This window comes from Paenibacillus roseus (genome assembly GCF_016424485.1).
GTDB classification, from domain to species: domain Bacteria; phylum Bacillota; class Bacilli; order Paenibacillales; family Paenibacillaceae; genus Paenibacillus_D; species Paenibacillus_D roseus.
This window is the reverse complement of the sequence record NZ_JAELUP010000004.1, coordinates 64,345-75,590: the sequence shown is the minus strand read 5'-3', so window position 1 is coordinate 75,590 and position 11,246 is coordinate 64,345. Positions and strand designations below refer to the sequence as shown.

The following is an 11,246-nucleotide window of genomic DNA, read 5'->3' as shown; positions in this document are numbered from 1 at the left end:
GGTTCATTGCCCTCCCATTATGTCCGTCACATACGCAGACACAGCCTTGCCAAGCTCAATCATTTTTTCCATACTGATGTCACCGATTGTGCCAATTCGAAAAACATGTTCCTCGCTTAACTTTCCAGGATAGATCACAAAGCCTTTCTCCTTAAGAAAACGATAGAACGATTCGAATGTGAATTCGCTATGGAGCGGATATTTAAACGTTGTAATAATCGGCGATTGCAAAGATTTAGGAAGAAGAGTAGCAAAGCCTGCCTTCTCCATCAAGGAAACTAACGCCAACTGGTGAAGCACATACCTTTCGTGGCGTTTCTCCACCCCGCCTTCTTGCTCAAGTTCGATCAATGCCTGATGAAAGGCGCGAACGACATGTGTAGGAGAAGTAAACCGCCATTTTCCCGGTTCGCTGTCCATTACCCGCCATTGGTCGTACACGTCCAAGGACAGGGATCGGGCACGGCCTTCGCACTTGGCCAATTCACTTATCCTGCACAAGATGAAGCTGAAGCCGGGAACGCCCTGAATGCATTTATTGGCGCTGCTGATGACGTAATCGATGCCCAAATCCTCCACTGCTATCGGAATGCCGCCGAAGCTGCTCATCGCGTCAACAATTGCGATTTTACGATGTCGTTTAATGACCTTCATCAATTTGTCAATCGGATTTAAAATTCCTGTCGACGTCTCACAATGGACAAAGGCAACATGTGTGATCTCATCGTCCCGCTCCAGCGCTTCATTTACTTGTTCCACATCCAGCTTCTGATTAAAAGCAAACACCAATGTTTCGGATCGGATGCCAAGCACCTTCGCAATGTCCTGCATACGGGTGCCGTAGGCGCCATTAACCAGAATGAGGAGCTTGCCGTCTGCAGGTACTGCCGTTCCAATAGCAGCTTCGACTCCGAATGTTCCGCTGCCTTGCATGAATACGGTCGTATAATGCGCTTCCGATACTTGGCCGACTTGAAGCAGCTTGCTTCGTATCGACTGCACAATTTGCTTATAGTCGTCATCCCAGGTACACCAGTCTTTGAGCATCGCTTCCTTAACGGACGACGTCGTTGATAGCGGGCCAGGCGTCAATAATAAATAGGGATTGCTCATAATTCCTCCTGTAGGTCACGCACGAGATTCCGAGCCCATTTGTTGGAGCGATATCTAAAGAACCCGATACAGGCCTTTGACACTTCCTCCAGCGTGAACATCAGATACACCCATTCTACCGGCCAACGAAACCAGTACGCGCCAGCAAATACAAGCGGCAACGTGATAACCCACGTTGTAATCAAAATTAAATTCATCGTATACAGGTTGTCGCCACCTGCCCTGAACATGCCCACAATCCATAAATTGTTCAAGAAGAACATGACCATGACCAAAGCTTGAATAATCATGATGTTGCGGAAAGATGACTGCACTTCCGTGCTCAGATTCGGGAACAACTTGTAGAGAAAAGGACTTATTAGAAGAATGACTACGCTTGCGATCAATGCGGCATACAATCCAATCCGGGTGAATTTGCGCGCGTATACAATCGCTTCGTCCGGACTCTCCAGGCTTAGTTTTTGACCGATCATCACTTTAGCCGCATAGGCGAAGCCGAAGATTCCGACCATAAAATACCCTTGAAATGTGTTCGCCAGTTGAAAAGTCGCAAGGGCAGCTACGCCAAGATGACCGAATGCAACGGCATAAAGCATGTTGCCGATCGACCACATTCCTTCATGAAACAGAAGGGGCAACGTTGTTCCATATACTTTTTTGATGAAAGGCCAATCCAATGAAAATAGTTCTCTTAATTTGAGATTAATTTCGTATTTTTTCCAATAGACGTAACCGATTAACAGAATTGCGCCAATCATCGATGAAACGAGTGTTGCCCAAGCCGCGCCGACAATGCCGTACCTCGGAAATCCCAATTTTCCATAAATGAGGACATAATCCAATCCTACATTCACAATCATCGCAATCACGCCGACAACCAGCGTCAGCTTCACTTGACCGATTGAGCCAAGCGCGCTCCCGTAGACATCTTTGATGGAATTAATCAGGTAAACAAATACGATAACCGATAAATAATGAACGCCATATGCAACAGCAACTTCATCTTTCATAAAAAGTGATAAGATCGGCTCTTTGAACCCAGACACCAAGGCACATACTACTAAAGTAATGACGACACTGGAAATGAGCATAAGACCAAATGCTTTTCTCATATTCATCCTGTCTGCTTTGCCGTAAAATTGTGTAATGAATGCGGTTATCCCGAAAATGGCGGATAAAATCATACTGAGAATGAAACTGATTTGACCTGCTGCTGCAATAGCTGCAACGGCTGCGTCTCCCAAACTTCCAACCATCAGCGTGTTGATCAGAGAGAATGAATTCCCGACCAGCATCTGTAATACCGATGGCAGGACGAGCTTCCTCATATCGATGCGGAATTGCAAATCCAAGGTGCTCAAATGTCCTCCTACTGCAAATCCGCCGGAAAAATGGGGTTGGACCAGGCGATATTGCCTGCGAAGTCCACGCATTCGATACGGATATATTGCTCATTGCCTTCAATCCTGTAAGCTCCTGTGCTTATTGAAGAGGCATCTTGGTGATATAAAGTGCGACCATTGAAAGGATGCGTAATAAATTTAATAAACTTTACAGGTGAGCATTCGATCTTGATAAAACCATCCTCCACACGAAGGTCCGTAATTTGCGGGCCGCTTGATGAGTAATAATGGCCGCTCTTTAAGGCGTTAATGATCGATTGCTGTTCCAGCTTTTCTGCTTCTACCTCAACCCAGCCTCCGAAGAACTCGGAAATCGCGGCGTCTATCTCCCCGCCATGGGCATCATCTCCCGCAATCCCGAACACTTTCCGGCCATTTTTCAGGAGATAATCCCAGTGGTTAACCCCGAAGCCAACCGCTTCATCAAGCTCTGACTGATGATTGTAGATTTCAATGGCAAAATAGTTGTTCAACTGCAATAAATCCTCCGGTTTATTCCGGGACCATTCCGGATGGTTCATAATGACCAAATTGCCTTTATGCCGCATGTCGTCAATTAATTCCTGAATGGTATCCAGGCTTTCATAATCCGGCTTCGCATGTTCTTCGTCATGCTCAAATTCGCAGTCCGATTGCAACGACCGATCAAGCAAGCCATGAATATGATACTGCTGGGCCATCTTCTGCCAGCTCATCTCACATGCCATTTCATAACCATCTATCATGATGAAGCGATCATCGTCGTACGCATCGGATTTGAAATAAATTTCGTGATCACTCAAGCACATGAAGTCATAGCCCTTGTTCTTATAAGCATGGATGACCGTTTCAGGCTCATACTGTCCGTCGCTTCGTGTAGAATGCGTATGAAGATTCCCCTTATATTTGAGCTTTCTCCCGTCCAGATAGATGATCGATTTCATTTTATTCCCCTTCCTGGAGCAGATCGGCGACAAACACCGGATTGGACCAAGCTACTTTTCCTTCAAAGTCAACACATTCCACTCGAATGTACTGCATGTCCTCTTCGATGGTCATGGATGCGAACGTCAGCGGTTCGCCATTCTCGAAATTCCCGACGAATGGTCCTCTCAGTGGGAATGCCTTAAACATAATAAACTTGCATGGCGAGCATTCAATCGCCAGTTGCCCGTCCTCCACTCGCAGATCATAAATTTCAGGCCCGCTGCTCGAATAGAATCGGCCTTCTTTCAGATTGCTTACAATGCTTGCAGGCGTTAACGCATCCGCTTGAACCTGTACCCAGCCACCGCCATATTCGGGGATGTTCCAATTCGGGTTATGCTCATGGGAGTCGTCTGCAGCGGTTCCGAATACGCGTTTGCCGTTCTGCAGTGCATGATCCCAATAAGCTGCGCCGTAAGAGCTTGACGTCGACCACTCCGTAGCGTGATTATAGATTTCAATCGCGAAAAATCCATCGTATTTCACCATATCTTCAAAACGCGTCAAATGCCATTCCGGGTGATTGAACACAACCAGATTGCCGTGGGCACGCATCTTATCAATCAAGTCCTGCGGCGAATGGTCGCCTTCCCATGGGATTGGCGTCGGGAAAGTTTGCAAATGTTCGAATCTCTTCTGTTCCGGCTCTACAGTCGGATCATCAAGAACACCAAAGTGATAACCCGGATCTTTGTCCGCAACCAGATTCAGTCCGCCTCTTTCCATTCCCGGCAATGTAATGAAATCTTCGCCATTGAATTCGGTCGTTCTCGTATACACCTCATGATCGGATAAAGAAATGAAGTGATAGCCTTTGGCTTTAAAAGCTTCGACAACTTGATCGGCCGGCAGCGATCCATCCGACCATGTGGTGTGAAGGTGCAAATTGCCTTTGTACGTTGTTTTGTTGCGATCTAAGTAAATTTTGTTTTTCACAAGATCCATCTCCCCAAGTTTGGATTCTAAAGTTGTTTTCTTGTGTTTTTAGTTTTAATTATGTTGTTCACAATCATCATACTCGCAAAAACGGAACGTTTCAACTGCTTTCGAGAGATTTAACGGTCGCTTTACAAAGTTAACACAACGATAAACCACATAAAAACAATATGAAAGAAACGATAGGTTAAATGGAACCATTATGGGAATAAAAAAAGACACGGAAGAGGTTTCCGTGTCTTGAGTATTGTGCGCCCGTCATGGGAGACTAGGCGGTGAAAGTCCGCTCTCTTATCCGATTTCCGGGCTTATACGTCTGTTTTTATTGCTTCTTTTACCCATTGAACGAAAAGCTTGGCCCCAACAGTCAGTACATCCTCGTTCACCTCAAACAGCGGATGATGAAGCGGATAGACGGGTTCCCCTGACGGGTCTCCAATACCAAGGAAGGCGAAAGCCCCGGGCATTTTCTGAACGTATAGAGCAAAATCCTCTCCCGCGAGGCTGGGCCTATCGAGCAATACGACGCTTTCCTCGACTAAAAATGTTCTGCCTGCCTGCACTGTCAGCTCCACCGCAGCCTTATGATTGATAAGCGGCGTTCCCAGTCGATATTGAGACGAGTAGCTTCCTCCGTATGCACTGGCTATAGCTTCCGCCCGACTTTCCAATATGCGGTGCAGCTTGTCTACCATTTCCGAGCTTAAAACCCGATATGTACCGCTTAACTTGCTTTCTCCGGCAATGGCATTGATCGCTGTTCCGGCATGGAGAGTTCCAAAACATAACACATTGGTCTCGAACGGATTCAATTCCGTTGCAAGCGCATATTTAACATCCGTAATATACTGAGTCGCCATGGAGAGAGCGTCCACCGCCAGATGCGGCGTGCTGTGATGCCCGTTTACTCCTTGAAATGAGATATGAAAATGTGAGGAAGCCGCCATTGCATGGCTGCGATGGATGCCGATCGTACCTGCTGGAAGCTCCGGCCACACATGAAGCGCAAAACAAAGATCGGCGTCATCCAGCGCTCCCGCCTCAATCATATCCCTGCCGCCGCTAATCATTCGTCCGTCAACAGGACTTGGGACGGCGCTTTCTTCAGCCGGTTGGAACACAAATTTAATCGTTCCCGCCAGGTGATCGCGATAGCGAACAAGTGCCTTGGCAGCTCCCAGGAGTATCGCCATATGCGCATCATGGCCACAGGCATGCATCAAGCCATCGTGTTCTGAGCGAAATGAATGCTGATGGCCTTCCTTGATCGGAAGCCCGTCCATGTCGGCTCGAAGAACAATAGTAGGACCGCTCCTGCCGCTGTCGAGAATGCCGATCACACCCTTGCCAAAGTGCTTGCCTACATGGGTGTGCACCTCCAGTCCCAAAGCTCGCAAATAATCGGCTACTTTGGCGGAAGTACGGGGAATATCAAACAAAACCTCCGGGATGCGATGAAAATCTCTGCGAATTGCAATGATCTCTTCTTTTAACGAATCGATATAGTCCAAGATGCCTTCTGTCATCAAATTCCTCCTTTAAATGCGGAAAAGCCCTGCTTCTTGCTCCGCTCGGGCTTTCTTCGCTTGATGATTCGGTCATTCCATTCGTAATTAAACCTTCTCCGCTTCCTGATATTGTTTGATATCAGCAGACAGCCATTCATAAGTTTGAAGTCTTTGTTCCAATTTATGAACGGCAGGCAAAATCATTATTTCTTCGATGTTATGAGCTTCGCTAATATTAAGAATCTTGCGTACAACCGTTTCCCTGGTACCATAAATAATGCTGGTCGGCTTCGAACTGATGGTGTACGGTTCATTGGCCTGCTGACCAATTCTCTCTGCGTGCTCCAGGGATTGAATCGAAAGCGTTTTGCCGCTGCTTTGCAAGTGAACCTGATAGGTCACCTGTTCCGCTGCGAGGCGTTCGGCTTCTTCATCGGTATCCGCATAAAGCACATAGATCGCTAAAATGAGTTCCGGTACTTCTCCCTTGGTTGCGTTGAACTTCGTTCTATATGTCGATAACGATTCCTTGAGCAAAGGCTCGTCCCCGTTAATAAAATGCGCATATACGTAAGGAAGTCCTTGTGCAGCCGTCAATTCGGCGCTGGATTGGCCGGTCCCGAGCACATACAGCTCTGGCGGGGAGGTCGGAACAGGCTGCGCGCGCAGTCCTTCGACTCCATCGGGCTGAAGGTAACGATTCAAATTGTCTATTTTATCCTCAAGCGATATCGGTTCCCCGTTTACGGCCGGGGTGAGGGCATGCGTTGAACGCGGCAGCCCTCCGGGGCCTCGGCCGACGCCAAGATCTATCCTGCCGGGAGCCAAAATCGACAACAAATTAAAATTTTCCGCTACTTTATAGGGACTATAGTGCTGCAGCATGACGCCGCCCGAGCCGATACGTATATGGTTGGTTTGGGATACCAAATAAGAAATCAGGATTTCGGGAGAAGAACCGGCCAATGCATCAGAACCGTGATGTTCCGATACCCAGAAACGATGAAATCCCAATTCTTCCGCTTTTTGCGCCAGCTTCACTGTGTTTAAAATACCATCTGTCGGATTTTCCCCTTTATTTACAGGGCTCCTGTCTAATGCGCTCAATCGAATTGACAACGTGCTCCACCTCGTTTTAATAATGCCATTCATTTTACTTCCATTTAAACAAATCAAAATAATCGGAATTAAACTACTAGAATTAATATAGTTACATCCCGATTATTTGTCAACTTTTAAATTTCTTCGGGCTTTTTCTTTTAGTCCGTCAATCCTTTCCCGTCTAAAATTTGCTGCATACATTTTTCAATCCTGGACTCCCGGGTTTTGGATTGTTTGGGCTGAGAAAAATGCAGGATGTACGCTCTTTGCCGTCCGGGCGTCAATGCTTCAAAAGCTGTTTTCAAGGCGGGCAGCTCATCGAGTTTTTGTTGAAACTCCGCAGGAATAATGTATTCTTTATGTTCCTTCAAATCTACTTTTAGACCCGCTTTTTCAATGTGAATGGCCTCATTGATATAGGCTTTCAGAACAGGCTCCATTTCAACGATTTCTTGAATATTGGTGAAGCGGATTTGCCGCCCTGCCTGCACATTCTCCGTTTGCTGGACTAGAATTCCATGCGGATCTTTCAACAAGGCGCCTTTGATGAATAGAAGCGCACAGTATTCTTTGAACCCGTGTATTAATACGACGTTTTTCTTATCAAATGTGTAGCAAGGATGCATCCATTTCACTTCTTCAGTCAGCTCACAGTCAAGAGCAATATGTCTGAGCTTCTCATATTCTTGCTTCCACTTGGTAGCTTTAGCCAAAAATTCATCAACTTTAGAATTCATTCTACTATTAGTCATCAAGTAACTCCTCGCTTCTGTTAGAGTTCGGACCCCCCGAAAATTCCGGTCTGCCCTCACCGTTATATCTCGCAATCTTTATGATAACAGGAACAGTCGTATCTTGCCATTCAACTGCCGATTTGTCCAGCGTAAGTCCGTTTAAATCGATTTTTTTTTAATGCCTTCATAAAATACCCAAAGTCACATACCTTCTCAATTGGGACCTCACGCGGGCTACAAGTCCATCGGATTGAACGGTTGGTAACATAATTATCGGCACCTATATGAAGGCCCAATATCTTGTCAGCATCCTCGCTTTTTGCACTCAAAATAATGATCGGGATATTGTTCTTTTCGCGGATTCTTCCGATCGCTGTTAAAGCCCGATTCCTGTATGCAATGAGGTTTGCAGGGGGAATCGCGCTTTACAGGCGAGCACTACCGTTTCTCCAGAATTCCTCTGCCCTTTCGCTGCTTTCTCCTGTTTGTCAAGCTGCTGCCCCAGCTAGCGCTAGTAATAGGAATGGAAAAAAGGACCAAAGCCGCGGCTCTGGTCCTCTTAGACAACTGGTATAAGCTATTAATATTGCAGATTTTCTAATGTAATACTAATGATTTTACTTATTGATAGAGATTGCTTTTAGAATGACCGCCGCCGCTTCTGCACGAGTCGCATTCCCTTTTGGTCTTAATGAACCATTGTAGCCGCCGATTAATCCTTTTGAAGTCGCGGCAGCCATGCTAGGTACTGCCCATCCCGAGATATCCGAGCTATCTGTAAACGTTTTGCCTTCCTCTACTAATGGAAGCTTGGCAGCCTTTACAATCATTGCTGCCATTTGCTCACGAGTAATCGGATCGTTTGGACCAAAGGTCGTTTCGCTATATCCGTTTACAATTCCTAGCTCTGCAGCTGTGCTAATAGCAGTTTTTGCCCAGTGATTAGCTGTATCGGAGTAAACTTTGCCATTTGAGGTCTCCAACTGGAAGGCCTTAACTAGAACGGAAACAAATTCTGACCGCGTAATATTGTTGTTAGGCTTGAAGGTATGATCCGGGTAACCGCTGATCGCTCCCAGCTTAATAAGCCCCACAATGCTCGCTTCTGCCCAATGCCCCTTGATGTCAGTCAGAGCCACTTCCGGTTCTGCCGGCTTTTGCTTCTCTGTAGCGAGAACAGCAAACTTCGTAAAGTGATTGACTGTACCGCTGATCGTTCCGTTATTGAAATCAATCTGCTGGTTATCCAAAGGAACCCACTTACCAGTCGTTTCATTCAGCCAATAAATTTTAGTTTCAAATTTTTCTAATTCTACCTTGCTTTTATTAAACGGCAAGGTGATCGTTACCGTTTTATCGAATAGGCCGTCTTTGTCTTTCGTAATTTCAAAGACATCACTAACCAATCGTTGCAAAGCATCAATTGGCAACTTTGCAGGATCGCTTACCTTTTCTACCGTTACTTTGATATTGCTGCCCAGGACTCCTGCCGGGAAATTGATCGTTACCCCATTCAGGGTCACCGTCCCGCCAATGGCTGCTTGAACAGTAGCTGTATTCGTCGGTGGCAAACCACCTCCGCCGCCTCCTCCGCCACTACCATTTCCAGTACCCGGATTGCCTGTACCCGGATTGGAGGCAGATACGTTGAATTGACCAGTTACGACATCAGTACCCTTACCCGCTACAATCGTGTACGTTCCTACATCTGCATTGCTCGGCAATGTAACTGAAACCATATACTTCCCAGTAGTATCAGGGATTACTACATCATAATAAAACACAGTGCCATTTGGACGAATAATCTTAATCAGGATTTCCTCATAGCTAGTTGTTCCTTCAACCGTTAACGAATTCCCTTGTACTTTATTGGCAACATCCTTTAACGTCACATTCGTAGGTTCGGCCATAACACTTAACGGAAGAGATATTAGCAAGAGTGCGGCTATTAGCATGATCTTGAACAATCGAAACTTCACAGTACATTTCCTCTCTTTCATAGAATAATCGAACCCGGGAGTGGGCGGGTTCGATTACAGGAATTAAATGACGTTAACTATTCCAAAACGATGGCGGATGCAAGGCTGTTACCAACCTCTGTAAAGCTTCCACTGTAAGAATCAACTACAAATACCTTAACAGAATAACCTGTACCAGATACATTAAAGCGCGCAGTCAGTTTCTCTGCAGCAACAATGTCTTTTTCCAACACAACAATGCTGATTGGCTCGGTGCCTTTCATCAGTTGGAAGACGACAACTTCTTTGCCAGTATGCGCTGTTCCAGCAGTTGGGGTAACCGTAACTGTCGCGGAAATACCATTGGTCGTAACCAATTCATTTTCGGAAATAACAAACGGTTTCGTTCCTTCTTTCGCATAATTAACCGTGACTTTCTCACTTTCGTCCAAAGTTCCGCGGGTAACCGTAACTTTCACGGATCCAGCCTCTACGCCAAGCTGTGTGATCTGCAAGCTTGCAATTGTTTCGCCGCTGGCAACCGTTGCGGTTCCGATTTGATCACCCTCAGAGCTGTACACTTTCACGATATCTCCTGCAAGCAAACCAGACACCTGAATGAGATCATTTTGTCCTGTCACGTTATTCATGATCAAGATGCTAGAAGCAGCAGGTGCTGCTGTTTGACCGTTCTTCAGTACGATGACGTCGAAAGTTTTCTGCTCCGATACTCCATTTTTCGTAATCGTAGCAGTTAATGTAATCGCTGTGTCACCTACATGATGAGCTGGGCGCGTCACTGTTCCATCCGATTTAAGGAAGGCCTCATTGCTGGATGACCAAGTGATCGTAGTCCCGTTCACACCTGTATTCGGCAACGTCAGGTTTTTCGTAACATTAACGGAAGTTTCACCGCTGGCAAAAGCAATGTTCAAAGCTGCTTTATCCGCTTGAACCGACTCTGTATCGTTAAACGCTGTTAACTTCAGAACGTTTACTGTGAACTGCTTCGTTTCTTGCTCGTCGCCCTTTTTAATCGTTGCTGTCAATGTCACAATCACATCGGTTGCTGTTTTCGCTGGCCGGTTTACCGTTCCATTGGTCGCGATTACTGTTTCGTTACTGGAAGACCATGTAATCGCTGTTCCGTTCGCTCCCGCCGTTGGCAACGTCAAGTCTTGCGTCACGCCCGCTGCTGAATCTCCCGAGACATAGCCTACATTTAGCGATGCTTTGTCCGTTGCTACCGACTCTACATCGTTAAACGCTGTTAGCTTCAGAACGTTTACGGTGAACTGCTTCGTTTCTTGCTCATCACCCTTTTTGATCGTTGCTGTCAATGTCACAATGACATCATTCGCTGTTTTCGCTGGCCGGTTTACCGTTCCATTGGTCGCAATTACTGTTTCGTTACTGGAAGACCATGTAACCGTCGTTCCGCTCGCTCCCGCTGTTGGCAAGCTCAAGTCTTGCGTCACGCCCGCTGCTGAGTCTCCAGAGACATAGCCTACATTTAACGATGCTTTA

9 protein-coding genes and 1 pseudogene are annotated in these 11,246 nt (G+C 46.3%); all 10 read right to left on the bottom strand.

Annotation, left to right across the window (positions count from 1 at the left end; translation table 11 throughout):
* Positions 1-3 precede the first annotated feature (3 nt).
* Positions 4-1,113, bottom strand: coding sequence for a 2-aminoethylphosphonate--pyruvate transaminase (gene phnW / locus JFN88_RS01920; RefSeq protein ID WP_199017600.1), 1,110 nt, complete (start codon positions 1,111-1,113; stop codon positions 4-6).
* Positions 1,110-2,474, bottom strand: a complete 1,365-nt coding sequence (locus JFN88_RS01915) for an MATE family efflux transporter (protein ID WP_199017599.1) — start codon at positions 2,472-2,474, stop codon at positions 1,110-1,112. Before JFN88_RS01915 ends, phnW begins: the two co-directional genes overlap by 4 nt.
* 8 nt (positions 2,475-2,482) lie before the next feature.
* Positions 2,483-3,439, bottom strand: coding sequence for a PHP domain-containing protein (locus tag JFN88_RS01910; protein ID WP_199017598.1), 957 nt, complete (start codon positions 3,437-3,439; stop codon positions 2,483-2,485).
* A gap of 1 nt (position 3,440) precedes the next feature.
* Positions 3,441-4,418, bottom strand: a complete 978-nt coding sequence (locus tag JFN88_RS01905; protein WP_199017597.1) for a CehA/McbA family metallohydrolase — start codon at positions 4,416-4,418, stop codon at positions 3,441-3,443.
* A 308-nt stretch (positions 4,419-4,726) separates the two neighbouring features.
* Positions 4,727-5,944 (bottom strand): M20 metallopeptidase family protein, encoded by a 1,218-nt coding sequence (locus JFN88_RS01900; RefSeq protein ID WP_199017596.1) that lies wholly within the window; start codon positions 5,942-5,944, stop codon positions 4,727-4,729.
* Between the two features lie 87 nt (positions 5,945-6,031).
* Positions 6,032-7,045, bottom strand: a complete 1,014-nt coding sequence (locus tag JFN88_RS01895) for an LLM class flavin-dependent oxidoreductase (RefSeq protein ID WP_199017595.1) — start codon at positions 7,043-7,045, stop codon at positions 6,032-6,034.
* A gap of 140 nt (positions 7,046-7,185) precedes the next feature.
* A complete protein-coding gene (locus JFN88_RS01890; protein WP_199017594.1) occupies positions 7,186-7,779 on the bottom strand; it encodes a YdeI/OmpD-associated family protein in 594 nt (197 codons plus the stop codon).
* Positions 7,780-7,966: 187 nt separating this feature from the next.
* Positions 7,967-8,093, bottom strand: a pseudogene (locus JFN88_RS24320) (response regulator); the annotation flags it as partial.
* A 285-nt stretch (positions 8,094-8,378) separates the two neighbouring features.
* Positions 8,379-9,740 carry an S-layer homology domain-containing protein gene (locus tag JFN88_RS01885; protein ID WP_199017593.1) on the bottom strand — a complete coding sequence of 454 codons (1,362 nt, stop codon included), beginning with the start codon at positions 9,738-9,740 and terminating at the stop codon, positions 8,379-8,381.
* Positions 9,741-9,817: 77 nt separating this feature from the next.
* The coding region (locus JFN88_RS01880; protein ID WP_332908414.1) for an immunoglobulin-like domain-containing protein at positions 9,818-11,246 on the bottom strand (1,429 nt) is incomplete at its 5' end.